The 26,371-nt window shown below is 38.9% G+C and carries 22 protein-coding genes, 1 rRNA gene and 2 riboswitches; all 23 genes read left to right on the top strand.

All coding sequences use genetic code 11. The features are described 5' to 3' along the window. Positions 1-120: 120 nt before the first annotated feature. The gene (locus tag ACI3K6_RS21480; protein ID WP_435556498.1) at positions 121-2,214 is read left to right on the top strand and encodes an RNA degradosome polyphosphate kinase; all 2,094 of its coding nucleotides are present in this window, start codon (positions 121-123) and stop codon (positions 2,212-2,214) included. A gap of 161 nt (positions 2,215-2,375) precedes the next feature. Beyond that, positions 2,376-2,582 carry a DUF6199 family natural product biosynthesis protein gene (locus tag ACI3K6_RS21475; protein ID WP_435556443.1) on the top strand — a complete coding sequence of 69 codons (207 nt, stop codon included), beginning with the start codon at positions 2,376-2,378 and terminating at the stop codon, positions 2,580-2,582. A gap of 210 nt (positions 2,583-2,792) precedes the next feature. Continuing rightward, positions 2,793-3,341, top strand: a complete 549-nt coding sequence (locus ACI3K6_RS21470) for a DUF2179 domain-containing protein (RefSeq protein WP_435556442.1) — start codon at positions 2,793-2,795, stop codon at positions 3,339-3,341. Between the two features lie 195 nt (positions 3,342-3,536). After that, entirely contained in the window at positions 3,537-3,677 is a 141-nt protein-coding gene (locus ACI3K6_RS21465) for a hypothetical protein (RefSeq protein ID WP_435556441.1), read from the top strand. Between the two features lie 55 nt (positions 3,678-3,732). Beyond that, positions 3,733-4,104, top strand: coding sequence for a DUF956 family protein (locus ACI3K6_RS21460; protein WP_435556440.1), 372 nt, complete (start codon positions 3,733-3,735; stop codon positions 4,102-4,104). A gap of 402 nt (positions 4,105-4,506) precedes the next feature. Further along, positions 4,507-5,478, top strand: a complete 972-nt coding sequence (locus ACI3K6_RS21455; protein WP_335481506.1) for a mannose/fructose/sorbose PTS transporter subunit IIA — start codon at positions 4,507-4,509, stop codon at positions 5,476-5,478. A 33-nt stretch (positions 5,479-5,511) separates the two neighbouring features. Continuing rightward, positions 5,512-6,312: a PTS mannose/fructose/sorbose transporter subunit IIC gene (locus ACI3K6_RS21450; protein WP_435556497.1), complete on the top strand. Its 801-nt coding sequence runs from the start codon at positions 5,512-5,514 to the stop codon at positions 6,310-6,312. A gap of 18 nt (positions 6,313-6,330) precedes the next feature. Further along, positions 6,331-7,242, top strand: a complete 912-nt coding sequence (locus ACI3K6_RS21445; protein ID WP_435556439.1) for a PTS system mannose/fructose/sorbose family transporter subunit IID — start codon at positions 6,331-6,333, stop codon at positions 7,240-7,242. Positions 7,243-7,342: 100 nt separating this feature from the next. Next, the gene (locus tag ACI3K6_RS21440) at positions 7,343-8,359 is read left to right on the top strand and encodes an oxidoreductase (RefSeq protein WP_435556438.1); all 1,017 of its coding nucleotides are present in this window, start codon (positions 7,343-7,345) and stop codon (positions 8,357-8,359) included. Between the two features lie 159 nt (positions 8,360-8,518). Then, positions 8,519-8,881 (top strand): hypothetical protein, encoded by a 363-nt coding sequence (locus ACI3K6_RS21435; protein WP_435556437.1) that lies wholly within the window; start codon positions 8,519-8,521, stop codon positions 8,879-8,881. Positions 8,882-9,003: 122 nt separating this feature from the next. After that, positions 9,004-9,825: an MBL fold metallo-hydrolase gene (locus ACI3K6_RS21430; RefSeq protein WP_435556436.1), complete on the top strand. Its 822-nt coding sequence runs from the start codon at positions 9,004-9,006 to the stop codon at positions 9,823-9,825. 106 nt (positions 9,826-9,931) lie between these two features. Continuing rightward, positions 9,932-10,123, top strand: coding sequence for a hypothetical protein (locus ACI3K6_RS21425; protein ID WP_435556435.1), 192 nt, complete (start codon positions 9,932-9,934; stop codon positions 10,121-10,123). Positions 10,124-11,165: 1,042 nt separating this feature from the next. After that, positions 11,166-12,122: an AAA family ATPase gene (locus ACI3K6_RS21420; protein ID WP_435556434.1), complete on the top strand. Its 957-nt coding sequence runs from the start codon at positions 11,166-11,168 to the stop codon at positions 12,120-12,122. After that, positions 12,123-13,340: a DUF58 domain-containing protein gene (locus ACI3K6_RS21415; protein WP_435556433.1), complete on the top strand. Its 1,218-nt coding sequence runs from the start codon at positions 12,123-12,125 to the stop codon at positions 13,338-13,340. It begins immediately after the preceding gene. Then, entirely contained in the window at positions 13,337-15,562 is a 2,226-nt protein-coding gene (locus ACI3K6_RS21410; protein WP_435556432.1) for a transglutaminase TgpA family protein, read from the top strand. Before ACI3K6_RS21415 ends, ACI3K6_RS21410 begins: the two co-directional genes overlap by 4 nt. Before the next feature lie 74 nt (positions 15,563-15,636). After that, positions 15,637-15,738, top strand: a riboswitch (purine riboswitch). 122 nt (positions 15,739-15,860) lie between these two features. Continuing rightward, on the top strand, positions 15,861-17,399 hold the full coding sequence (gene guaA, locus ACI3K6_RS21405; RefSeq protein WP_435556431.1) for a glutamine-hydrolyzing GMP synthase: 1,539 nt from the start codon (positions 15,861-15,863) through the stop codon (positions 17,397-17,399). Positions 17,400-17,498: 99 nt separating this feature from the next. Further along, positions 17,499-17,600, top strand: a riboswitch (purine riboswitch). A 111-nt stretch (positions 17,601-17,711) separates the two neighbouring features. Beyond that, positions 17,712-19,040, top strand: a complete 1,329-nt coding sequence (locus ACI3K6_RS21400; protein ID WP_435556429.1) for an NCS2 family permease — start codon at positions 17,712-17,714, stop codon at positions 19,038-19,040. A gap of 212 nt (positions 19,041-19,252) precedes the next feature. Continuing rightward, positions 19,253-20,191, top strand: a complete 939-nt coding sequence (locus ACI3K6_RS21395; RefSeq protein WP_435556496.1) for an ABC transporter ATP-binding protein — start codon at positions 19,253-19,255, stop codon at positions 20,189-20,191. 12 nt (positions 20,192-20,203) lie between these two features. After that, entirely contained in the window at positions 20,204-21,388 is a 1,185-nt protein-coding gene (locus ACI3K6_RS21390) for an ABC transporter permease (RefSeq protein ID WP_435556428.1), read from the top strand. Continuing rightward, on the top strand, positions 21,381-22,508 hold the full coding sequence (locus ACI3K6_RS21385) for an ABC transporter permease (protein ID WP_435556427.1): 1,128 nt from the start codon (positions 21,381-21,383) through the stop codon (positions 22,506-22,508). Before ACI3K6_RS21390 ends, ACI3K6_RS21385 begins: the two co-directional genes overlap by 8 nt. 112 nt (positions 22,509-22,620) lie before the next feature. Further along, the gene (gene glcT, locus ACI3K6_RS21380; RefSeq protein WP_335480869.1) at positions 22,621-23,463 is read left to right on the top strand and encodes a glucose PTS transporter transcription antiterminator GlcT; all 843 of its coding nucleotides are present in this window, start codon (positions 22,621-22,623) and stop codon (positions 23,461-23,463) included. A gap of 179 nt (positions 23,464-23,642) precedes the next feature. Beyond that, positions 23,643-25,703 carry a glucose-specific PTS transporter subunit IIBC gene (gene ptsG, locus ACI3K6_RS21375; RefSeq protein WP_435556425.1) on the top strand — a complete coding sequence of 687 codons (2,061 nt, stop codon included), beginning with the start codon at positions 23,643-23,645 and terminating at the stop codon, positions 25,701-25,703. Between the two features lie 588 nt (positions 25,704-26,291). Beyond that, a 16S ribosomal RNA gene (locus ACI3K6_RS21370) occupies positions 26,292-26,371 on the top strand; the annotation flags it as partial.

Raw genomic sequence — 26,371 nt, 5'->3', positions numbered from 1 at the left:
TTTTACCATAATTTAACGGTGAATTTACATATAATTTACAATTTAATGGTATCGTTATAATTAATTGAAATATTAATTATTTGTTTTGGCAATAAAGGGGTTGTATTATTCGTGACTATAATGAATAAAGACAGAAAAGGGAACTTGGCTTCACCATCCTATTACAATAATCGGGAATTAAGCTGGCTGTCTTTTAATCAGAGAGTCTTAGAGGAAGCAATTGATCCATGTAATCCATTACTAGAACGATATAAATTTTTGGCCATTTTCAGCTCTAATTTAGATGAATTTTTTATGGTACGAGTAGCAGGTTTATTAGACCAGATAAAGACTGGATATAACAGGCGTGAAAATAAAGCTGGTTTAACCCCGAAGGAGCAGGTTGCCGCCATTTCCGCTATTACGCGCAAGCTTGTTGAAAAGCAAGCTCACACTTATTTACATATTTTAACCCCATTATTAGAAAAAGAAGGCGTTAAAGTTGTTCAAGTTTCTCAACTCAATTCTGCTGATCTATCTTTTTTAGAAATGTACTTCGATGAGCAACTGTTCCCTGTTTTAACTCCTATGGCAATTGATGCTTGCCGTCCTTTTCCATGTGTATTGAATAAATCATTAAATTTGGCCATTATTATGGAGCATAATAGGGAAGAAAAAGTATTACAGTTACCTTTTAATGGGAAATTGGCGATTGTACAAGTTCCTGCAGTTATCGACCGCTATGTTGAACTGCCGACAGATGGTCAAGAAAGAGTTTTTGTCCTGTTAGAAGAAGTGATTACTCATTTTATTCATAAACTATTCAAGGGACAATATATTAAATCAGTTACTCCGTTCCGAATCACACGAAATGCTGACCTATCCATCCATGAAGATGGTGCTGATGACTTATTACATGAGATCGAAGAAGAGCTCAAAAGACGCAAATGGGGTGCAAGTGTAAGACTAGAGGTCCAATCATCTTGCTATGATGAGCAAGTGATTAACTATTTGACAGAGGAACTGGAAATCCATCGTAATGACGTATATTTTGTTCAATCTCCGCTTGATTTGACATTTCTTTTCTCTTTTTGCAAAACGATTCAATGTACACATGAACATTTAGTGCAGCAATTACATATACCGCACCCCCCACAGGATTTAAAAAGGGGAGAAAATATTTTTACCAAAGCCCTTAAGGAAGATATTTTACTACACCATCCATACGAATCATTCGAGCAAGTTGTCCAATTTATTTCCCAGGCTGCAGATGATCCAGACGTTCTCGCTATAAAACAGACTCTTTATCGGGTAAGCGGGGATTCGCCTATTATTAAAAGTCTGCAAAGAGCTGCAGAAAACGGAAAACAAGTAACCGTTTTAGTGGAGTTGAAAGCCCGTTTTGACGAAGAAAACAATGTACAGTGGGCTAAAGAACTAGAACAAGCAGGCTGCCATGTAATTTATGGGATGACACATTTAAAAACTCATAGTAAAATCACTCTCATTGTTCGGCGAAAACAAGGGAAAATTGAACGTTTTGTTCATCTGGGTACTGGGAATTACAATGATGCCACTGCCAAGCTTTATACAGATATTGGGCTAATCACCACAAATCGTTCTATTGGTATCGACGCTACCAACTTTTTTAATTACTTAAGTGGCCATATGGAAATCCCGGAGTATAATCATCTTTTTGTGTCTCCATTTAATATAAGAAGTGCATTCCTTGAGTTAATTAATCGGGAAATCGTTTTTCATAAAGAAAATGGAAATGGACATATCATTTTAAAAATGAATTCACTGACTGATAAGCAGATTATCATGAAGCTTTATGAAGCATCCATTGCAGGGGTAAAAATTGAATTAATCATAAGGGGAATTTGTTGTTTACGACCAGGTATTAAAGGCATAAGTGAAAATATTTCAGTAACAAGTATCGTTGGGATGTTTTTAGAACACTCGAGAATCTACTATTTTCATCATAATGGCGAAGAGAACCTATATTTATCTTCTGCTGATATGATGACACGAAACATGGAAAATCGAGTTGAAATCCTTTTCCCCATCCTAAAAAGACATCTGAAGAACCGTATTAAAGAGTGGCTACTGGTCATGTTGAGCGATAACGTAAAAGCGCGTGAACAAAATTCAGCTGGGGAATATCATTATGTAAAAAGGGCCAATGAAGAAGATGAAATAAACAGTCAAAGTATATTATGTAGGATGTCTTAAAATAAAAGATGGGTCTTTTAATGATAAAACTGTTAGATTTATAGTGTCTAGAATAATTTTTGACAAAATATATAAAGATATCCTTTCCTAATTACATTGTCATACTTAAGGTAGTAAAATATGGGAGAGTAATGATGTGATTTTATTGGGAGATGTTTTAAATGGAATGGTTGGCAGGACTCTTTTTAGTGGTCATGGGAGCGATCATGTTGGTTAAACCTGATATGATTTGGAAAATATCGGAATCATGGAAAACTAAGAACAGCACAGAGCCGACAATTATCTATAGAAACCTCATCCGAATTGGTGGCAGTGTGATCCTAATTGGAGGTATATTCGCAACCGTAACGATTTTAATAATGAAATGATAGAAACCAAACTTTACAAGACTATCTTTGGTTTTTTCTGTACATGGCAATTAAAGATGTATGTAATTCAAAGGCATTTCATCCGTTTTCAAAACGGGTGGAAGGCCTTTTTTATAATTAAATGCCTATTATTTCCTAACATGATAAAATGTATGGGATAGTTTGAAACATCTTTTTATAGAAGATCAATCAATAGAAAGGGAGTTACATATGTTCACCAATCTTATTTTAATTTTTGCTCTTCAATTACTCTATGTTCCTGTCTTAACACTTCGGACCATTTTTTTAGTGAAAAATATGAGTGTAGCTGCCTCAACATTTGGAACACTTGAGGCCCTTATTTATGTATTCGGGCTTTCTTTAGTTTTTTCGGGTCACCAAAGCATTGCTGAAATGGTCGTCTATGCGATCGGTTTTGGCGTTGGATTATACATTGGTACACGCATTGAAAGCAAACTGGCCATTGGCTACACTTGTTTGGTTGTGAATTTAATGGATATGAATCAAGAGCTTATTGTTTTATTGCGGGAAAAAGGATTTGGGGTTACTGTCTTTGAAGGGATGGGGCGGGATAGTAAAAGATTCCAATTAGAAATCCTAACAAAGCGAAATCGTGAAAATGAAGTGATGAATCTAATCGAAGAATACGAGCCAAAGGCATTTATCATCTCTTATGAACCTCGTAAATTTAAAGGTGGCTATCTCATTAAAGCGATGAAAAAGCATTTGAGAAAAAATACCACTATTAAACTTCATTAGAGATTATTTTTCCAAGTCGACTATTGTAGAAGGTCTTCCAACAGTTTTTAAATTTGTTGGGTGGCCTTCTTTTTATGCAAATTTTGGAGTTTGGATATTCAAGAAGTATCCACCTTCACAAAATTGAAACAGTATTATTCCTTTAACATCATTAAAATAAAGGAAAGTCCTTTAAGATAAAGGGAGGCATTTCAAGTGAAGTTTCAATTCAACCTTCCACTGCGATATAAAATGATGTTCTTAGTTCTATGTATTGGCAACCTCGACCATTCCAAAAATGGCGGGTATCCCAAAATAATTTTAGAAAAGAAATTGTCACAAGTGTTTTTTGCCTAAAGTCATAAAAAGGGTATAATAATGTTTTATTAAAGAATGAAATGGAGTAGTTTAAATGGTCCAATCAATCAATAGCAAAGTCGATTTAGTTATAGATGCAACCTCACATATGGGAATTGCGGAATATGGTAAAATCATGATCGGAGATAAAGGTTTTGAATTCTTCAATAGTCGTGATGCCCGGAAGTTTATTCAGATTCCTTGGGAAGAAGTGGATTATGTAATCGCTTCAGTCATGTTCAAAGGGAAATGGATTCCACGTTATGCAATCCAAACGAAGCGAAATGGGACGTATACATTTTCGTCTAAAGATCCGAAAAAGGTTTTGCGAGTCATTCGGGAATCCGTGGATCCCAGTCGGATGGTTCAATCATTAAGTTTCTTTGATGTGCTTAAACGCGGCGTGAAGAGCAAATTTAAAAAGTAATTAGTTCTTAAAATCCTGACAGGTTGGAAAATGTCTTAATTTAGACAAATCCAAAAAAATTTCCCTCTTGAAAGCGGAATATTTCCTGTGCTATAATTTCTCATGTAAGCTCATTAAAGTGATGCAGCAAACATTGAAAAGATTGTATTGATGCAGAAGCTATTTTTAAACATTTCATTTACAGCGTTTGCAAAATAAATTTAAATAACATCGCCATTATTTTTTACGTGTTACTGATTCGATCAGGCATGAGTGAAAAGTATTGATTGAAATGAAGGATAAGGGGCAATCTATACCCATATCTTCATTTGATCTACTTTTTGCTCATGCCTTTTTTATTGCTTTTGTTGAAACTGTAACCGCTTTAGATGAGCCGAAAAAAACTTAATAGGAGGTAAAAAGATGGTAGGAATTATCATTGCAAGTCACGGTGAATTTTCCAATGGTATCTTGCAATCTGGAGAGATGATCTTTGGAAAACAAGAAAATGTAAAAGCTGTAACATTGATGCCGAGCGAAGGACCTGAAAATGTTAAAGCAAAAATGAAAGAAGCAATTGCCTCTTTCGACAACCAAGACGAAGTATTATTCTTAGTCGATCTTTGGGGTGGTACTCCTTTCAACCAAGCCAACAGCTTGTTAGAAGATCATAAAGACAAGTGGGCAATCGTTGCTGGTTTAAACTTGCCAATGTTGATTGAAGCATTTGCATCACGCTTCTCAATGAACACAGCACATGAAATTGCTGCACATATTTTGGGCACAGCAAAAGAAGGGGTTAAAGTACAACCTGAAGCATTAGAACCAGCAGCTCCAGCTGCTGCAGCTGCTGCTAAACCTTCAAATGCAGGTGCACCTGGTAAATTTGAATACGTGTTAGCACGTATCGACTCACGATTACTTCACGGACAAGTAGCAACTGCTTGGACAAAAACAACACAGCCTACACGTATCATCGTTGTATCTGATGCAGTAGCAAAGGATGATCTTCGTAAGAAATTAATCCAACAAGCTGCTCCTCCAGGTGTAAAGGCACACGTTGTTCCGATCAATAAAATGATCGAACTTGCAAAAGATGATAAACACTTTGGCGGCCAGCGCGCGTTGCTTCTATTCGAAAACCCGCAAGATGCACTCAGAGCGGTTGAGGGCGGCGTTCCATTGAAGACAATCAACGTTGGTTCGATGGCACACTCACCTGGTAAAGTTCAACCGAATAAAGTGTTGGCCTTTAGCCAAGCTGATATTGATACTTTCAAAAAGTTAAAAGAAATTGGTTTGAATTTCGATGTGCGTAAAGTTCCGAATGATTCAAAAGGCGACATGAACGAAATTCTTAAGAAGGCTCAAGAAGAGCTAAAGAAACAAAAATAATTCCAGAGAAAACGGAGGATTAATAACATGGATTTGAATGTGATTCAAATAATATTAGTCTTTATCGTAGCATTTTTAGCTGGTATGGAAGGAATTTTGGATGAATTCCAATTCCACCAACCACTGGTTGCTTGTACGTTAATTGGCTTAGTTACAGGAAACTTAGTACCATGTCTTATCTTAGGTGGTACGCTTCAATTGATCGCTTTAGGTTGGGCAAACATCGGAGCTGCCGTAGCACCGGATGCTGCGTTAGCCTCAGTTGCATCTGCCATTATTTTAGTATTAGGTGGACAAGGTAAAGCTGGTGTGGCTTCTGCAATCGCGATTGCTGTCCCACTTGCAGTTGCTGGTCTTTTATTAACCATCATCGTTCGTACACTTGCAACAGCCATCGTACACTTTATGGATGCTGCTGCTCAAGAAGGAAACATCAGAAAAGTTGAATTTTGGCAAATCGCTGCGATCTGCATGCAGGGTTTACGTATTGCCATCCCAGCTCTATTAATAGTAGCTGTTGGTGCAGGTCCGGTTAAAGACTTACTTGGCTCTATGCCAGTTTGGTTAACAGATGGTTTAGCAATCGGTGGGGGAATGGTTGTAGCCGTTGGTTATGCAATGGTTATTAACATGATGGCTACAAAAGAAGTATGGCCATTCTTCGTAATTGGTTTTGTATTAGCATGTATCTCACAAATTACACTTATCGGTCTTGGAGCAATCGGTGTGGCTCTTGCACTTATCTACTTAGCGCTTTCTAAACAAGGCGGTTCAGGTAATGGCGGAAACGGAAACACTGGCGATCCACTAGGCGATATTATTGATAGTTACTAAGAAGGAGGGAGCATAAACATGGCAAATGAATTAAGATTATCCAAAAAAGATCGTATTTCAGTTTGGTGGCGTTCCACTTTCCTTCAAGGTTCTTGGAACTATGAACGTATGCAAAACGGTGGCTGGGCATATACGATGATTCCAGCAATCAAACGCTTATATACAACTAAAGAAGATCGTGCAGCTGCACTAAAACGTCATTTAGAGTTCTTTAATACTCACCCATATGTAGCTTCACCTATTATTGGTGTAACATTAGCGCTTGAAGAAGAACGCGCAAATGGCACACAGGTTGATGACGCAGCCATTCAAGGGGTTAAAGTCGGTATGATGGGGCCTTTAGCAGGTATCGGAGATCCAGTTTTCTGGTTCACGGTTAGACCGATCCTTGGTGCATTAGGCGCTTCTCTAGCTTTGACTGGTAATATCCTTGGACCGATTATTTTCTTCGTATTATGGAATCTCATTCGTATGGGCTTCACATGGTATACACAAGAATTTGGTTACAAAGCTGGTTCTAAAATTTCCGATGACTTATCTGGCGGATTACTTCAAGATATTACAAAAGGTGCATCCATCCTTGGTATGTTCATCCTTGGTTCATTAGTTAACCGTTGGGTATCAGTAAAATTCGCGCCGGTTGTATCCGAAGTTAAACTTTCCAAAGGTGCTTACATCGACTGGAAAAACCTACCTGCAGGTGCGGAAGGTATTAAATCAGCATTACAACAACAAGCTTCTGGTCTTTCATTAGAACCGGTTAAAGTAACGACTTTACAAGGCAACTTGGACAGCTTAATCCCTGGATTTGCTGGATTGCTTATCACATTCCTTTGCATGTGGTTACTTAAGAAGAAAGTTTCTCCAATCGTTATGATTCTTGGATTATTCGTGGTTGGTATTGTATTCCACTTAATCCACTTAATGTAATAGAAATAAAGAGCGCCTCCTGATATCAATTTTGGGAGGTGCTTTTCTCGTATGACAATGGGGTTGAGAATAGTAATAATAAATATTTTAGGGGGTAGCTATGCTAACTATAGGTTATATTGGAAATGGAAAAAGCACGAACAGATATCATCTGCCATTTGTACTGCAAAGAGAGAATATAAAGGTCAAAACCATTTATCAAAGAAATTCTAAGAATGAAGGTTGGGACAGGATTCCAGGAGTCAATTATACTTCCGATTTAGATGAATTATTAAATGACAAGGACATTCAACTCATTGCGATTTGCACAAGAACCGACAGCCATTATGAATACGCAAAATTAGTATTAGAACATAATAAGAACTGTTTGGTTGAAAAGCCTTTTATGGAAACCTCAGAACAGGCAAAAGAAATATTTGCAATGGCAAGAGAGAAAGGATTAATTGTTCAGGCGTATCAAAACAGACGTTTTGATAGTGATTTCTTAACTGTTCAAAAGGTTATTGAAGAAGGAAAAATGGGGGACTTGCTTGAAGTTGAAATGCATTACGATTATTTCCGTCCCGAAGTCCCAGAGTCTGTTCATTCTTTTGATCCTGGTTCTTCATTTTTATATGGACATGGATGTCATACACTGGATCAGGTGATTAGCTATTTTGGCAAGCCGGATCATATCCATTACGATGTAAGGCAACTTTTAGGACAAGGAAGAATGAATGATTATTTTGATCTGGATTTATATTACGGTAAGTTAAAAGTATCTGTAAAATCCAGTTATTTTAGACTTAAAGAAAGACCAAGTTTTGTCGTATACGGCAACAAGGGAAGCTTTGTGAAGGAAACAAAGGATCGTCAGGAAGAACATTTAAAGTTATTTTACATGCCTGATCACAAAGATTTTGGTGTAGATACCATCCATCATTATGGTGTACTTACATATATTGACGAAGAAGGTACAATCCACGAAGAAAAAGTAAAATCCGTAAATGGTGATTATGGAAGAGTATATGATGATTTATATGAAGCCATCATCAATGGTAAAGATAAAACCATTACAGACGAACAGACATTGCTCCAAATGGAAATATTGGAAACTGGAGTTAAAAACTTACATTAACATGGCTGATTCTAAAAGGCCTCTTTTCAGTTTGCTGAACTGATGAGAGGCCTTTTTCTATGTTGAAAATTAAGAAAATATTAAGGTTTAAGGGATATCATAAAGCAAAGACTGCAAGATTTAAAAAAGAGGATTAATAATAGTGGGAGAAGGGACCATATGCATGTTTCATCTGTAAGTAATTCAAGCTACACTAGTCAAACAGCCAAGGATTCATCTAGTGCCATCAAGGATTTACAAAAGCAGAAACAAAAGCTGCAGCAAGAGATTCAGCAAGAGAATATGTCAAAAGATGATGCAAAAACGAAGCAGAAAAAAATACAGGAATACCAAGAAGAAGTGAAACAGATTGAACTGCAAATCCAGCAATTACAATCTAAACAAAATCAAAGCACAAGTGATCAACAGCAGACAGTCAAGCAACAACAGCAGACAGTCAAGCAACAACAGGATACAGTGGAAATCAGCGAGGAAGCTATAAGACTTTTTCAAGCACAACAAAATAGTGTGATTAGCGAATAAAAAATTAGGGACCTTACTTCGTTAAAGAAGAGAAGGTCTTTTGTTTTTCTTTTTAAATATTATGAATAGTCATTCATTTTGTGTTACTATGAGAAAAAGGATGGTTAATGGGGGATGAATCTATGTTGGTTAAAAAGAATTTTGCCCAGGATTCAATAAATGGTGTCCGGCTGGGGAATGGGTCGCTCTCGTTGCAAGGTGTAAAACTCAATGTCCATTGTTTTTTTCTCGACGGTGTGCTTATTGATGCAGGGGCAAGGTCATTGGAGAAGGGGTTTATCTCATTTTTTAAACAACTGGAGATTCAGCAAGTGGTGATGACACATTATCATGAAGATCATACGGGTTGTGCCGCCTTTCTACAGAAAGAACTTGAAGTACCCCTGTATATGAATGCTATGATGATTGATTATTGTAAAAAAAAGCCGGATTATCCGTTATATCGTCAATTGTATTGGGGGAGACGACGGCCGTTTCGTGCACAACCTATTGAAGAGACATTTACTTCTCGTAATGCTACATGGACCGTCATCAAGACACCGGGGCATTCCAAAGATCACCTGGCTTTTTTGAATAACGAAACGGGTCAACTTTTTACAGGGGATCTCTATTGTCAGGAGAAAACCAAAGTGATCCTGAGAGAGGAAAGCATCCCGGACATTATCGAATCATTGAAAAGGATATTAACTTTTGATTTTGAGGATGTGTTTTGCTGTCATGCCGGGTATCTGAACGATGGCCGGACAGCATTAAAAGGAAAGCTGGAATATTTGCTTGACCTGCAGGGCGAAATTGTGAAGCTTAATGATGAAGGCAAGACGCCAGAGCAAATTAATGCCACACTTTTCCCAAGAAAATATCCTATTGTTCGTTTCTCATCTGGTGAATGGGATTCCGTGCATATTGTCAATTCAGTTCTTTTCGGGCACCAAAAGACAGTTTAAAAATATTGGAAATTCCCCCCTAATAGCATACAATATAATAAAGGGAAGCCATGCGAACTAGCTTTTTCAGAATTACCCTTTGATGATGAAAAAGGAGGGCTCATGAATGGGATGGCTCGTGATGATTGGCGGACTATTCGTATTTGGGTTTATCGTTGATCTAGTATATAAGCGAAAAGGGATTCGTGATTTTGACCCTGAAGAGAATGCGAAGCATGTGTCGGATTCAGAAAGGGTTTATATGGAGTCATTTATGCACAATGTTCGAAATGATCAACATAATAGTGGAGGATTTTAATGAGGATGCTGCTGAGCATTCCTTTTTTTATTCTTAGACAGATCTATTAGACTTTAAAAAGAAAATACCACACCTAAAAAGGGAACATAGAGGGGTTCTACGTTCCTGAAAAAGGTAAGACATTATAAAAGGGGAACATAGAGTGGTTCTACGTTCTTGAAAAAGCTAAGACATCATAAAAAAAGGGAACATAGAGGGGTTCTACGTTCCTGAAAAAGGTAAGACATTATAAAAAGGGGAACATAGAGGGGTTCTACGTTCCTGAAAAAAGCAAGACATCATAAAAAAAGGAACATAGAGGAGTTCTACGTTCCTGAAAAAGCCTAGATATAATAAAAAAGGGAACATAGAGGGGTTCTACGTTCCTGAAAAAAGCAAGACATCATAAAAAAAGGAACATAGAGGAGTTCTACGTTCCTGAAAAAGCAAGACATCATAAAAAAGGGAACATAGAGGGGTTCTACGTTCCTGAAAAAGCCAAGACATCATAAAAAGGGGAACATAGAGGGGTTCTACGTTCCTGAAAAAAGCAAGACATCATAAAAAAAGGAACATAGAGGAGTTCTACGTTCCTGAAAAAGCCAAGACATCATAAAAAGGGGAACATAGAGTGGTTCTACGTTCCTGAAAAAGCCAAGACATCATAAAAAGGGGAACATAGAGGGGTTCTACGTTCCTGAAAAAAGCAAGACATCATAAAAAAGGGAACATAGAGGGGTTCTACGTTCCTGAAAAAGCCAAGACATCATAAAAAGGGAACATAGAGTGGTTCTACGTTCCTGAAAAAGCCAAGACATCATAAAAAAGGGAACATAGAGGGGTTCTACGTTCCTAAAAAAGCTAAGATACAATAAAAAAGGGAACATAGAAGAGTTCTACGGATCCGAATACGATGAAAACTCGGAAGTAGAGCCACATAAAACTCGGACCCTCAAATCAAAACGCATTTTTGGGTAATATATGACAAAATAACAGGATTTTTCCTAAAGTAAAGCGAATACATAGGATGATATACTTAACCCCCCATGAGGAGGAATCACAAGTGGCTCAAGGACAAATAAATACTAAAATAGATCAAATTCTCTCCAATATTGAAAAAGTCATGATTGGCAAAAGAAATGTAGCTGAATTAAGTTTGGTGGCGTTGCTTGCTGAAGGGCATGTCTTACTTGAAGACGTACCGGGTGTCGGGAAAACGATGATGGTCCGCGCCCTTGCCAAATCCGTTAATGCTAACTTCCGCCGGATCCAGTTCACCCCTGACCTTTTACCATCTGATGTAACTGGTATATCCATTTATAATCCAAAGGAAATGGAATTCCAATTTCGTCCGGGTCCTCTGATGGGCAACATTATCCTAGCGGATGAAATCAACCGGACCTCCCCCAAAACCCAATCAGCCTTACTAGAAGGAATGGAAGAAGCCAGCGTTACGATTGACGGTATTACTCATAAGCTGAAAAAGCCATTCTTTGTTATGGCAACGCAGAATCCGATTGAATACGAGGGAACGTACCCACTACCGGAAGCCCAACTTGACCGTTTTTTGTTAAAAATGAAAATGGGCTATCCTGAACTACACGAGGAAATGGAAGTGCTAAATCGTGCCCAAAAGGTACCGCCTATTGAAGAATTGCAGCCGGTCATTGACCTAGACGGACTGCGCACTCTGCAGAATGAGGTTAAAGAGGTCTTTGTGGATGATACCATCAAGCGGTATATTGTCGATATCGTCTCCCGGACGCGCGGGCATGGCAGTGTATATCTCGGTGCAAGCCCAAGGGGATCGATTGCACTGATGAAAGCGGCCCAAGCTTATGCCTTCATGTTTGGACGCGAATATGTTTTACCTGATGATGTTCAGTATTTAGCATCATTTGTGTTATCTCACCGGATTATTTTAAAATCGGAAGCAAAATTTGAAGGCTTCTCGGCAGAAGAGGTAGTGAGCAATGTGGTCGGAAGAGTGCCGGTACCTGTTCAAAGGCTTGTGAAATAAATGAGGAAGCTGAAATTCTTTTTACAAAAAGCTTGGAAGTTTATTATGCTTTTGTTCCTTATTCTGCTGACCTTTTCTTATGCCATGTTTCAAGGCGGATTCGTCAGCTGGTTCCTTTTCTACAGTTTCCTCCCGTTTGCCATTTATTGTATGGCTTTATCCATGTATTCCTTAGGAGATCTAGATGTAACAAGGACTCTGCAAAAAACAGATTACAATGCAGGAGAATCGCTCAAAGTAACGGTTACTATCAAGCGTTCGAGGGCGTTTCCGCTCTTCTATTCACTGGTTGAAGACCAATTATGTGATGCCTTAAAATTTGCCGAAATGGCTGAATCCCCGAAAACCTTGCTGATTCCTAGAATGAAAAAGGAGTTTTCCTATGACTATACCATTCATAAACTGCCCCGTGGGGAACATCATTTTCACTCGTTTACAATAAAAACAGGTGATCCGCTTGGACTTTTTGAAAAAGTAAAAACGCATAAGGCAAAAGGAAAATTGATTGTGTACCCTGCTTTTACTGAGTTGCTCTATCGGCCGTTTGAAAACCAGTATGATCAGGGACTTACAGCTTCAAGGGAGCGGGTCCAGCGGGACACGACAATGGCGGTTGGAGTGAGAGAGTATCAGCCGGGCGACCGGTTTTCCTGGATTAACTGGAAGGCCAGTGCTAAACGGAATGAGATCATGACAAAGGAATTTGAGCAGCGACAATCTCATGATGTATATGTGGTGATGGATTGTGTGCCGGATAAACGATTTGAAGCAGTGGTTTCCTTTACAGCCTCTTTACTGCGGGCAGTTTTGAAAAAAGGGGCCCAAACTGGGCTGCTAACTGTCAGCAAAGACAAGGCGTCCTTCCCGATCCGAGGTGGCGAGCAGCATCTGCAGGAATTGTTTTATCATTTAGCAAAAGTGGAAGCAAAGAGCAATGTGGTATTTGAAAAAGTGCTGGATACAGATGGAGTATTTATCCAACAATCTGTTTCGTTTATGTTTGTGACCGCGCAACTTTCTAAAACATTAATTGAAAAGGCGAGTTTCCTTGGACAAAGAAAAGGTGCGATTACCCTATTTTTAATAAAAGGAGAAAACGAACCACCTGCGGAAAATGAGATTTCACTGATTGCGATGGCAAATGCACGGGGAGTTAGGGTTGTACTGGTACATGAAGGGCAATTTGCTGCCGCCTTTTCGGAGGTGATGATCCGATGACGAAGAGGGACTTTCCAACCTTCCTGTTATATTTCCTTGGTTTTATGCTGTTATGGGAATGGCTCAGGCCAGTTGAGGAATTAACAAAAACAAATGGTATTGAAATGTTTATCGGCTTTCTGCTTGTTTCGTTTGGGTTATTCTTTTTAAAGATAAAATGGTTTTGGCATGGTCTCATCAATCTGTTAATTATTTTGATTTCCATTAACCGGCTGTATTTTGACGAGGGGTTCTTTCATTTTCAATGGCTAAAGGACTTCAGTTCCGATCTCATTCATAACATTGGCTACATAGCTTCAAGAGATTGGAACGAATTGTCGAATGACTTTCGTTCACTATTATTTTTTATATTATTGTGGCTGATGGTGTACTTAATTCATTATTGGCTGATCAAACGGAGCCGAATTTTTATCTTTTTCTTTTTGACCCTCGTGTACATTACAGTGCTCGATACCTTTACTACATATAGTGCTAAAACGGCGATTGTCCGAACCGTTATTGTAGGGTTTACCGTGATGGGCATGCTGACGTACTATCGAATGCAGCATAAAGAAAAACTCCATAATCAACCTGCAGCTTTTAAAAAATGGATGGTGCCGATTCTAGGTATGATTGCCATTAGTGTTTTATTCGGTATCATGACCCCGAAGGCAGCTCCGTTATGGCCCGACCCTGTGCCCTATTTAAAAGCAACTGGGAAAAAGGGTGAAGCGGGAAGTGGAGGTGCCGGACCACATAGAGTGGGTTATGGAACCAATGATGCTGCATTAGGTGGTCCATTTATCGCTGATAATAAACCGGTTTTTAAGTACGAAGCATCAGGGAAGTTTTATTGGAAAATGGAAACGAAGGATACTTATACCGGAAAGGGCTGGATTCCATCGGGGGCAGCCACTATTACGTATGAGCAAGATGAGAGTGTTCCGATTGTTGCTTTTCCGAGCACATTAAAAATATCAAAGGAAACAGCTATTGTCAAAACGAATGGGAACTATCAATACCCATATCTCATGTATCCATTTGGAATTAAAAAGGTGTTGAAAATCTCACCAATTGACCCGGATGGGAATGTGTTCTTGATTGATAAAAATATTGAAAGAATTGGTTATTACAATCACAAACAACGTCCTTCAATCCCTTGGACATTTGCCGTAGAGTTTGAAGTACCGGAATATACAGAAACGGAATTAAAGGCAACGACTGAATACAATTCGGCTGTTCTAGCGCCGGAATTTTACAAGCGTTATACTCAGGTGCCGGACAAACTGCCGGATAGAGTTCGGGTGCTTGCGGAGAAAATCACAGCGGGGGAAACAAACTGGTACGACAAAGCCAAGGTGGTTGAAAGTTACTTTAGCAGTAACGAATATACGTACGATCAGAAAAACGTAGCTGTTCCAGGGAAAAATATAGATTATGTCGATCAGTTTTTATTTGAAACAAAAAAAGGCTACTGTGACAACTTTTCCAGTTCGATGGCCGTACTGTTGCGTTCGGTTGGAATTCCAACCCGTTGGGTAAAGGGATTCAACGGTGGCGAATTTGTAAAATTTGGAGAAGGGACTTCAGGAACTCAAATTTTCGAGGTGAAGAATAAAAACGCCCACTCCTGGGTGGAAGTGTATTTTCCTAATCTAGGATGGGTGCCATTTGAACCAACAAAGGGATTCAGTAACCCAATCGATATTGACTTTGGGACGGAGCAGCCTTCTTCTGGGAACCAAACACCTGCACCATCTTCCGTTAATAAACCGGTTCAGAAACCTGAAAGGGATCCAGAGGCAACCAAAATACAGAGTGAAAAATCTGCTGATGTTTCAAACAATTGGAGAATGACTCAAATCTTTTTCAAGGAAAATTGGAAGCTGCTCACTCTCATTATCATCCTGATTTCAGCCATCGTTACGGCACTTTATAGAGTAAGGGGTAAATGGCTGCCGTATTTGATTTTGCTGAGATTCCGGTTTAATAGACAAGACGAGGCCTACGGTACTGCCTATTTGGTATTGTTGCAACAGTTGGAACGTTATGGTTTGAAGCGGAAAGATCACCAAACACTCAGAAACTATGCAATATACGTAGATCAATTTTTTTCAAGCCGGGAAATGACACGGTTAACCAGCCGTTATGAACAATTCCTCTATTCAAGAAATCTTCCTGAGGGAAGCTGGAAAGAGGACCGTAAATTGTGGGAAAATTTAATTAAAAAGACAATCGCTTGACCGGTAAAACGACCTATTGTTACAATATGTGATAAATTGAAGACTAGCTCAAGCTTACATGATTGCTTGGGCTTTTCTATATAGAACGTTTCCTTCATATATCCTCGAAAATAGGGTTCGAGAGTCTCTACCGGTCCGCCGCAAATGGTCCGACTATGAAGGCAGAATTTTTTCGAGCGAGAAATTACGAGAGAACTAGAATTCTGCCTTCCTGAAGACTTTCAAGGGAGAGGATTCTAGTTTTTTTTATAATTTATTGGAAAAACTAAAAAATACTTTAGAAATAGGGGTGGCTGTTTTGACCGAAAAGCAAGATTTGATTGTAGTTTTGGATTTTGGAAGTCAGTATAACCAGTTGATTACACGGAGAATTCGTGAGTTTGGCGTGTATAGTGAGCTTCATCCGCATACGATTACGGCAGAAGAAATTCGTCAAATGAATCCAAAGGGAATTATCTTCTCTGGCGGCCCGAATAGTGTCTATGACGAAAATTCATTCCGCTGTGATGAAGCGATTTTTGAAATGGGTTTACCGATCCTAGGGATTTGTTATGGCATGCAATTAATGACAGTTCACTTTGAAGGCAAGGTCGAGCAGGCCAAGCATCGCGAGTATGGAAAGGCAACAACGGAAGTGAAGAACCCATCCGCGCTGTTTGGCGGCCTGCCGGATGAACAGGTGGTTTGGATGAGCCATGGAGATTTGGTTATTGAAGCACCGGAAGGGTTTACTGTGGATGCAACAAGTGCTTCTTGCCCGATTGCTTCCATGAGTAATGAAGCTCGGAAGCTTTATGCGGTACAATTCCATCCCGAAGTTCGCCATTCTGTCTATGGAAATGAATTGTTGAAGAACTTTGTGTTTAACGTTTGTAATTGCAGCGGAGACTGGTCCATGGAAAACTTCATTGAAATGGAAATGGCGAAAATCCGTGAAACCGTTGGTAATAAAAAGGTTCTTTGTGCATTGAGTGGCGGGGTAGATTCTTCAGTGGTGGCTGTATTGATTCATAAAGCCATCGGCGATCAATTAACTTGTATCTTTGTTGATCATGGATTATTGCGAAAAAATGAAGCGGATAGTGTCATGAAGACTTTCACTGAAGGCTTCCATATGAACGTCATTAAAGTGGATGCGAAAGAGCGTTTCTTATCCAAACTTGAAGGTGTTTCTGACCCTGAGAAAAAACGTAAAATTATCGGTAATGAATTTATTTATGTGTTTGACGATGAGGCGGCGAAGCTAGAAGGAATTGAGTTCTTAGCACAAGGAACACTTTATACAGATATTATCGAGAGCGGCACAGCTACAGCTCAAACGATTAAATCACATCATAATGTTGGCGGTCTGCCAGAAGATATGCAGTTCAAGCTGATCGAACCGTTAAATACATTGTTTAAAGATGAGGTTCGTGCACTTGGTACGGAACTTGGCATTCCGGATGATATTGTTTGGAGACAGCCATTCCCTGGTCCAGGGCTTGGTATTCGTGTTCTTGGGGCGATTTCAGATGATAAATTGGAAATTGTCCGTGAATCTGATTGGATTCTCCGTGAAGAAATTAAAAAGGCTGGCTTAGATCGTGATATTTGGCAATATTTCACGGTATTACCGGACATTCGCAGTGTAGGCGTCATGGGTGATGCCAGAACGTATGATTATACAATTGGCATTCGTGCGGTGACATCCATTGATGGAATGACTTCGGATTGGGCACGAATCCCTTGGGATGTATTAGAAGTGATCTCAACTCGAATTGTTAATGAGGTTCCTCATGTGAATCGAGTCGTGTACGATATTACCAGCAAACCACCTGCAACCATCGAGTGGGAATAGATTTTAACTAAAATACGAACGATATAAAATTAATTTTTTATATCGTTCGTATTTTTTGTTTACAAAATGATATTTCGCTGTTACAATAATAGTGGAAATAAGAATATTGTCGAATACAGTCGTATAATATTGGGGATAGGGCCCAAGAGTTTCTACCGAGCCACCGTAAATGGCTTGACTACGGCAGTGATAAAAGAGAGACTTTGTTTCTTCTCTTCTATTTATGTCACATGCCTTTGTCAACGCTCCGGTAGAAAATGCCGGAGCGTTTTTTATGTAAAAAAATGCAAGATTCATAGAGGAGGAGAAGAAATGCAAAAGTATTTTGAGTTTGAAAAACTGGGTACGAATTACCGTCGTGAGTTTATTGGTGGGATGACAACATTTTTGGCGATGGCCTATATTTTAGTAGTAAACCCGTTAACATTGTCATTAGCTTCGGTAAAGGATTTTCCGGAAGCATTAAGAATGGATCAGGGTGCGGTCTTTGTTGCTACTGCATTGGCTTCAGCAATTGGATCGATCATTATGGGACTTATCGGAAAATATCCACTTGCCTTGGCACCTGGCATGGGGTTAAACGCCTTTTTCGCTTATACCGTGGTATTAGGAAGCGGAATTCCATGGCAGCATGCATTAGGTGCAGTTTTTATTTCCGGTATCTTTTTCTTTTTACTAACCCTAACAGGTCTTCGCGAAAAAATCATCAATGCGATTCCCATTGAATTAAAACATGCGGTTGGTGCCGGTATCGGTTTGTTTATTACTTTTGTTGGTTTGCAAAACGCACATATTATTGTTAATAATGATGCAACCCTTGTCGGTTTAGGTGATTTAACTGCTCCGGATGCCCTTCTTGCCATTTTCGGGATCGTCGTAACAGTGATTATGATGACAAAAGGGATTAATGGTGCAGTATTTTATGGAATGATTATTACGGTTATTGCTGGAATGATTACAGGTGAAATAAAAATGCCTCATCATATCGTTGGTAAGGTACCTAGCTTGGAGCCAACTTTCGGGGCCGCATTTTCATCCTTTAGCGACAGTTCTTTTTATACCACTGGAATGTTAGGAATTATTTTGACTTTCTTATTTGTCGACTTTTTTGATAATGCAGGTACACTTGTAGCAGTAGCAAATCAAGCTGGTTTAATGAAAAACGGTAAGCTAGAGCGTGCAGGAAGAGCGTTATTGTCTGACTCTGTAGCATCTACTGTTGGTGCTGTTCTAGGTACTTCAACGACTACCTCCTATATTGAATCAACAGCGGGTGTAGCAGCAGGGGCAAAAACAGGATTTGCTTCTTTAGTAACAGCAGGACTATTTATTTTATCGATCTTTTTCTTCCCGCTTTTATCGGTTATTACAGCGCCGGTAACAGCGCCAGCTTTAATAATTGTCGGAGTACTAATGGTATCTTCTTTAGGGCACATCGATTGGAAACGATTTGAAATTGCGGTTCCAGCCTTTTTAACAATGATTGCCATGCCGTTATCCTACAGCATTGCAACAGGAATTGCCATTGGTTTTATCTTCTACCCGATTACCATGATTGTTAAAGGGAAAATCAAAGAAATTCACCCAATCATGTATTTATTCTTTGTCATTTTTATCTTATATTTTATTTTCTTAAAATAGTATTTTTGCATAGGGAACTGCCATCATGGCAGTTCTTTTTTAATTTGTTGGCACGTTAAACTTGTATGTTGAATTAAGCTCCTCAACAATCCAATACAGCCGATTTGTTAAAAGATTAGTAATTTTTGTATAGAAATGTATTTTTTCTCAATTTGCTTTTGTATGATAAAAGGTGGAAGTCGAGTGCGAATGGAGAAGTGATTGAAATGAAAATGCTCACCGTTCAAGATTTGAGTAAGAGTTTTGGTCAAATTGAAGCCGTTAAGGATGTTTCGTTTGCTGTTGAAAAAGGGGAGTCCTTTGGCTTGCTTGGTCCAAACGGTGCGGGAAAGTCGACCACAATCAATATGATTACCGGTCTGTTTCCGCCATCTTCAGGAGCCATTCAGGTGAAGAACATTGATGTGGTGAAAAATCCAAAACAGGCACAAAAATTAATTGGTGTTGTCCCACAAGAAATTGCTCTTTATCAAGAAATGTCAGCGCGAGAGAACTTAAAGTTTTGGGGTAGAATGTATGATTTAAGTGGGAAAGAGCTGGAGAAAAATGTTGATGAAGTGCTTGAAATTATTGGATTAAGAGAAAGGGCCAAGGATAAAGTAGATACCTTCTCTGGCGGCATGAAGCGTAGGGTCAATATTGGGGCGGCAATTCTACATCGTCCGGAAATGTTAATTATGGATGAACCGACAGTCGGAATTGACCCGCAATCACGAAATCACATTTTGGAAACGGTTAAACGATTAAATGGCGAAGGGATGACGATTATTTATACGAGCCATTACATGGAGGAAGTTGAATATCTGTGTGAACGACTTGGAATTATTGACCATGGTCAGTTAATTGCTTGTGGGACCCTGAAGGAAATAAGGGAAACCCATGGAGATCATTCTAGAATAAATGTAACGGTCGATACCAATGCAGCAATGATTGACCTCATTAAAACCACTTTAGCTAAAAGTTTTTTGGAAAAAGATATTCAAATAAAGGATTATCAAATTTCCGTTTTACATAAGGAACCTAATACTGTTTTGAGTGAGTTGATCCAGTCAGTAACGAATACTGGGGCAAAAATTACTTCAATGGAAATAGTTGAGCCTAATCTTGAAAGCGTATTCTTACATTTAACTGGCCGGAATTTACGGGACTAGGAGGGAATAGTCATGAATTTTTGGTGGCTTGCCTGGAAGGACCTGATGCTGATTGTCCGTGATAAGAAGGCGTTTATAACTCTTATTGCGATGCCTCTGTTGTTAATCTCTATATTGGGGGCTGCATTTGGTAATCTTATGTCTGAAAAAGATGTGACGATAAAAAAGTTTACTTTGGGTGTCGTTAACCAAGACAAAGGTCAGTTAAGTAAAGTTCTAACGGATGATGTACTATCTAAGGGCTTATCAAAGCAAATTCGGATCAAATTTTATAATGAAAATGACTTGCTTGGAAAAATTAAGGATCACACTCTGGAGATTGGCATCATCATTGAACCTGATTTTACCTCATCGTTAATTTCGGGGGATCAAACAAAAGTAAAGCTAGTAACAGTTCCAGACCCAGGCATCAAAGCAATGATTGTTCAATCTGTTATTGAACAATTTTCCCGTTCGATTCCTGTTGACATGATGTCGGCACAAATGGCACAGCCTGTTCAAGGTGGAACGACGCAAATGAATATTCAAGAGCAGCTGCCAATAAAGAAACTCATAAAAGAATCCACTGTTGATGCTAAAACAAAACCTGTTGGCTCATTTCAGTATTATGCTGCGGCCATGGGCGTAATGTTCTTGTTAATGACAGTGGTTCAGGGTGTTAACATGATGATTCGCGAAAAGGAGCAGAATGTATATCAACGATTGCTTTTGACAAATTTAACCTACACGAAATACCTTTTAGGAAAAATGCTCGGCCTTGTGATTATCTGCCTATTACAAGCATTTATCATCATTATCGGAACCAAGTTGTTGTTTGATGTTAACTGGGGGAAATCAGTATCAGGAATTGTTGTGATGACAATAGCGTTTGTCATCAGTGCTTGTGGCTTAGGGATATTGGCCGGATCTTTTGTAAAAACAGAAAAAGCCTTCGGTGTGGCGGGCATGTTTGGTACACAAATCATGGCGGCTTTAGGGGGAAGTATGGCACCTCTTTATATTTTTCCGGATTGGGTTATTACCATAACGAAGGTCTTACCGAACGGACTTGCCTTGCAAACCTATTTGGATTTAATGTCCGGGGCTACTTTAACCAAAATCATGCCAGCAGTGCTTAGTTCGATTGGCTTGGGAATCTTCTTCTTTGCCATTGGTCTGATCCGCCTTTCGATGGAAAGGAGAGGTAAATATGCGTAAAATAAGATCGCTCGTAGCCTTTAATCTAAAAAAATTATTTAAATCTCCAGGAACCTGGGTACTGATGTTTGTCATGCCGTGTTTATTTGGTTCTATTTTTGGAGGAATCGCAGTTAAATCTGGACAGACTAAACCGTTAGTAAACATTATTACCTCTAATAATCATACTAGCAATCAGATTGCACAGCTCCTTAAGCAGGATGAAAACTATAAATGGGAAAGAGCTTCGTTAAAAAAAGCCAAAGAAAATGTTTCAAACGAGGATGCCATAGCAGCCATTGTCATTCCTGATCACCCTCAAAATCAGATTCATAAAGGAGAGCAAATCTTTACCGTCATCATTCAAAGGAAAACAGAAAATTATCTTGCCTTAGAACAACATATTCAGGGAACTGCCAGATTAATTGCTAGTTCCTATCAAACGGCAGAAAAAATAAATTCCGAAGCTTTTCCTAAATTGTTGGAAGCAGCAGCCGACCATAAGGGGATTATGGTTAAAAAACAAACGGTTGAAAAGGATAGTAATAAATTAGTGGACATTAATTTAATGTTTGTTGGTTTTGCCATCATGTTTATGATGTTCGGACTTTCCGGAGCAGCGTCCACCATTTTGGATGAACGAGTTGGCGGAACCTGGGGAAGGTTATTAATATCTCCTGCACGTAAATCAGAAATTATGGCGGGGTATTTATTGTCGTATTTTCTAATGGGCTGGATCCAATTGGCCGTATTAATGCTTGCGATGAGTGTCATGTTTGATACTGGTTGGGGGAATTTAGTCTATTTAATTCCGTTCGCCTCACTCGTGATCATAACGGTTACTGGATTCGGATTAATGATTGCTGGGCTTGTAAAGACGAAGCAACAGGCGGGAGCTTTAAGCGCTATTTTAATTGTAAGTACCTGTATGCTGGGAGGCGTTTATTGGTCGATTGAGCTTGTTCCGGATATAATGCAAAAAATTGCTTTAGTTGTTCCACAAAGTTGGGCAATGTCAGGATTTAAAGAAATCATAAGTGGAAGTCTTCATGGAGGAACTATGTTTAAGGATTCAATGGCGTTAATTGGCTTTTCTGTGCTGTTTTATATCATTGGGTTAAGAGGAATGCGTTTTGAATAAATTTCCAATGGGGTTTCAAGTATTTGTCGATAATTGTCGTTGACTTCCTGTTTCTTCTATTGATAGTATGAAAATACTGATGTTATTTGGGCGAAATGGGGAAAGTAAGGGTATGGCTAAACTTTTAGTTGATAAAGTCTTAAATAATAATGTGTTAATTGCTGAACACCCTTCCTATGAAGAAGTTGTCGTCATTGGGAAGGGAATCGGATTTAATCGAAAAAATGGCGATTATATTGATATGGAAAAAGCGGAAAAACTGTTTGTATTAAAGAATGAAAAGGAACAAGAAAATTACATTCGATTACTACCCTTTTTAAGTAATGATCACCATGAAGCGATTATTTCTGCGATCGAACATATCAAACAACGAACGAATTCACAATTAAATGAGCATATCCACGTTGCGTTAACCGATCATATTATGTTTTCCTTGTCCCGGGTTTCGCAGGGAATGGAATTTAGGAACCCAATTTTACTGGAAACTAGGGCCTTATATCGATTTGAATATGAAATAGCGCTTGAAGTGGTGGAGATTATTAAAGAGAAAACGGGAATTTCCCTTCCTCACGAAGAAGCTGGCTTTATTGCGTTACACATTCACAGTGCAATTACCAAGCGAACTCTTTCTGAAGTGAACCAATACTCTCAGCTTGTCACCAAACTGGTGAAGATGGTCGAAGAACGATTTGATCTCGTAATTGATAAGGATAGTATTGATTACATGAGACTGGTTCGTCATCTCCGTTTCGCGATTGATCGTGTGGAAAAAGGAGAAAAAGTCGTTGAACCCGATAAAATAGCTAGTCTCTTGAAAGAAGAATATCCCGTGTGCTATAATCTCGCATGGAAGCTCATCAAAGTGATGCAACATACATTGAAAATGAAAGTATTCGATGCAGAAGCGGTTTATCTTACCATGCATTTACAGCGTTTACAAAACAAATTTAAATAGTCATTATTTTTTGCGTGTTACTGATTTTATCAGGCATGAGTGAAAAGGATTGGTTGATAAGGAGATTTGGGGAAAATCTATACCTATCTCTTCTTTCAATTGAACTTTTACTCATGCCTTTTTATTGTTACTTCCTATACTATAATGGGCTAAAGTTAATTTTTATTGGGGGTGGTACAATGTTTAAAAATGCTTTTGGCGTTCTGCAAAAAGTAGGTAAAGCCCTAATGCTCCCTGTTGCGCTCTTACCTGCTGCAGGCTTGCTGTTAGGAATTGGTAATGCCATCCAACAGCCAACTACGCTACTTTATCTACCGTTTTTAAATGTTCATTGGGTTCAGTTAGTGGCAAACGTGATGGAGGATGCTGGATCCATAATTTTTGGTAACTTAGCCTTGATCTTTGCGGCAGGGGTGGCTTTAGGTTTAGCGGGAGATGGTGCCGCCGCTCTTGCTGCTATTGTTGGTTATTTAGTGTTAAACCAGGTAATGAGCTCATGGGCGGGAGTTACTGCGAAGATGGTAAGTAGTGACCCATCCTATGCAACTGTTTTAGGAATTCATACATTACAGACTGGGGTATTTGGTGGTATTATTGTTGGTTTGATAGCTGCCTTTGCTTACAATAAGTATCATGATATTGAAATGCCATCCTTTCTGGGGTTCTTTGCGGGGAAACGATTTGTTCCAATCGTAACAGCAGCTTTCTCGTTAATTGCTGGTTTATTATTATTAGTTATTTGGCCACCGATTCAGCATGGTATGAATAGTGCATCTGAATGGTTACTTGGTAGTGGAACCTATATAGCTGTATTCTTCTTTGGTTTTATTAAACGTTTATTAATTCCGTTTGGATTACACCATATTTTTTACGCACCATTTTGGTATGAATTTGGTTCATATAAAACGCAATCAGGGCAAATTGTACATGGAGATATGACTATCTTCTTTGCGCAATTAAAAGATAACGTAAAACTTACTGCAGGTTATTTTATGCAGGGAGAATTCCCAATCATGATGTTTGGGTTACCCGCAGCAGCGTTGGCAATGTATCATACAGCACGTCCTGAAAAGAAAAAGTTAGTAGCAGGACTATTGGGTTCTGCTGCCTTAACTTCTTTTCTAACAGGTATTACTGAACCAATGGAATTTTCGTTTTTATTTGTATCGCCACTTTTATTCTTTATCCATGCAGTCCTGGATGGTCTTTCGTTTGTATTGCTGGCTTTGTTTAAAGTTCACTTAGGATATACATTTTCGGGTGGAGCGATTGACTTTGTTTTATTCGGAATACTTCCAGGAAAAGAGCGCTGGTGGATTGCAATTCTGTTAGGATTCGTTTTCGCAGTGATCTATTATTTTGTTTTCCGCTTTGCGATAACAAAGTTGAATCTCATAACACCAGGAAGGGAAGACGATACTGAAATTACTATAGAAGAATCAAAAGGTTTAGCTGGTGATCTGGCCTATCAAATCCTTGAAGCTATGGGAGGCCAGCAGAATATCTCACACCTAGACGCATGTATTACCCGTCTTCGTGTTTCTGTAAATGATATTAAAAATGTAGACAAAAAAGGTTTGAAGAGACTAGGAGCTGCCGGGATTCTTGAAGTTGGCAATAATATTCAAGCAATCTTCGGACCGCGTTCAGAAACCATAAAAAGTCAAATGAATGACATTATGAATGGTAAAAAGCCGCGTGTGATGGAAAAAGAACCGGAAAAAGGGATACGACAACAGGTGGAAGGATTAACTCCTAACGCTTTGTATTATACAAGGAGAATCGATGAAAACTTTGTCTCTCCAATTAAAGGAGAGATTAAGAAGATTTCAGAAGTGCCAGATCCAGTATTCGCAGAAAAAATGATGGGCGACGGATTTGCTATCGTACCTGCAGAAGGTTTGATCGTATCACCTGTTGACGGTAAAATCGTAAACTTATTCCCAACAAAGCACGCGATTGGCATCTTATCCAACGCTGGTCACGAAATCCTTATTCATGTTGGATTGGACACAGTGAATCTAAAAGGTCAAGGTTTCGAAACCTTAGTAGCAGAAAATGACATCGTGAAAAAAGGTCAACCGCTTTTGAAGTTTGACATTGACTATATTAAACAAAATGCAAAATCAACGATTACTCCAATCATCTTCACAAACTTAACAGACGGTGAAAAAGTGGTTATTGAAAAACAAGGTTTGGTTGAAGCCAAGCAAGAAGGTATTGTTAAAATTTCTAGATAATTTATATATAATGAAGCTGGCTCAAACAAGAGGATGTTCCTTTTAAGAGTCAGCTTTTTTATTTGTAATAAGGAGATCTTGGTAGTAAAGGGATTTTTGAATACATGCTATAAACGTAGACTAGAGGGAGATGATTGATGGACGGGCTCTCAAGGGTGGGTAGCCGTAAAAAGCGATAAGAGAATTCCGATAGTAGCACTCAAGGATGAATACGAAGAAAATAAGAGAGATGTCTAATAGAAGGGGCGGGAAAAAGGTTATAAATGCTCTTTAGATTCTGAAAAAAGACTAGACCCTTATGTATAAAAATTCCCGCAATATAAATTGAAATTAACTGTTGACTCACCATGCCCACGGTGTTATAGTATTAAAGCAGTCGTTAACGACGGGTTAACAACATTGTGATAATAAAAAACTTCACAAAAAATGTTGACACGAAACAAACGACGTGATATATTAGTAGAGTTGCTTCTGAAGGAAGTGACCGACATTGATCTTTGAAAACTAAACAAACAAGAACGTCAACAAACAATAATATTCATTTCGTTAGAAATGAAGCCAACGTTTTATTTTATGAGCTAATCACTCTTTTTGGAGAGTTTGATCCTGGCTCAGGACGAACGCTGGCGGCGTGCCTAATACATGCAAGTCGAGCGAACCACTTCGGT

This window comes from Neobacillus solisequens, from assembly GCF_051233465.1.
GTDB lineage: Bacteria > Bacillota > Bacilli > Bacillales > Cytobacillaceae > Neobacillus.
The sequence above is the reverse complement of the archived record's forward strand: the minus strand, read 5'-3'. Positions and strand labels throughout refer to the sequence as shown.

Excerpts from the sequence above, each read along its gene's own strand:
- ACI3K6_RS21480 (WP_435556498.1), top strand. The coding sequence starts at position 121 with ATGAATAAAGACAGAAAAGGGAACTTGGCTTCACCATCCTATTACAAT.
- ACI3K6_RS21475 (WP_435556443.1), top strand. The coding sequence starts at position 2,376 with ATGGAATGGTTGGCAGGACTCTTTTTAGTGGTCATGGGAGCGATCATG.
- ACI3K6_RS21470 (WP_435556442.1), top strand. The coding sequence starts at position 2,793 with ATGTTCACCAATCTTATTTTAATTTTTGCTCTTCAATTACTCTATGTT.
- ACI3K6_RS21460 (WP_435556440.1), top strand. The coding sequence starts at position 3,733 with ATGGTCCAATCAATCAATAGCAAAGTCGATTTAGTTATAGATGCAACC.
- ACI3K6_RS21455 (WP_335481506.1), top strand. The coding sequence starts at position 4,507 with ATGGTAGGAATTATCATTGCAAGTCACGGTGAATTTTCCAATGGTATC.
- ACI3K6_RS21445 (WP_435556439.1), top strand. The coding sequence starts at position 6,331 with ATGGCAAATGAATTAAGATTATCCAAAAAAGATCGTATTTCAGTTTGG.
- ACI3K6_RS21440 (WP_435556438.1), top strand. The coding sequence starts at position 7,343 with ATGCTAACTATAGGTTATATTGGAAATGGAAAAAGCACGAACAGATAT.
- ACI3K6_RS21435 (WP_435556437.1), top strand. The coding sequence starts at position 8,519 with ATGCATGTTTCATCTGTAAGTAATTCAAGCTACACTAGTCAAACAGCC.
- ACI3K6_RS21430 (WP_435556436.1), top strand. The coding sequence starts at position 9,004 with ATGTTGGTTAAAAAGAATTTTGCCCAGGATTCAATAAATGGTGTCCGG.
- ACI3K6_RS21425 (WP_435556435.1), top strand. The coding sequence starts at position 9,932 with ATGGGATGGCTCGTGATGATTGGCGGACTATTCGTATTTGGGTTTATC.
- ACI3K6_RS21415 (WP_435556433.1), top strand. The coding sequence starts at position 12,123 with ATGAGGAAGCTGAAATTCTTTTTACAAAAAGCTTGGAAGTTTATTATG.
- ACI3K6_RS21410 (WP_435556432.1), top strand. The coding sequence starts at position 13,337 with ATGACGAAGAGGGACTTTCCAACCTTCCTGTTATATTTCCTTGGTTTT.
- ACI3K6_RS21400 (WP_435556429.1), top strand. The coding sequence starts at position 17,712 with ATGCAAAAGTATTTTGAGTTTGAAAAACTGGGTACGAATTACCGTCGT.
- ACI3K6_RS21395 (WP_435556496.1), top strand. The coding sequence starts at position 19,253 with ATGCTCACCGTTCAAGATTTGAGTAAGAGTTTTGGTCAAATTGAAGCC.
- ACI3K6_RS21390 (WP_435556428.1), top strand. The coding sequence starts at position 20,204 with ATGAATTTTTGGTGGCTTGCCTGGAAGGACCTGATGCTGATTGTCCGT.
- ACI3K6_RS21385 (WP_435556427.1), top strand. The coding sequence starts at position 21,381 with ATGCGTAAAATAAGATCGCTCGTAGCCTTTAATCTAAAAAAATTATTT.
- glcT (WP_335480869.1), top strand. The coding sequence starts at position 22,621 with ATGGCTAAACTTTTAGTTGATAAAGTCTTAAATAATAATGTGTTAATT.
- ptsG (WP_435556425.1), top strand. The coding sequence starts at position 23,643 with ATGTTTAAAAATGCTTTTGGCGTTCTGCAAAAAGTAGGTAAAGCCCTA.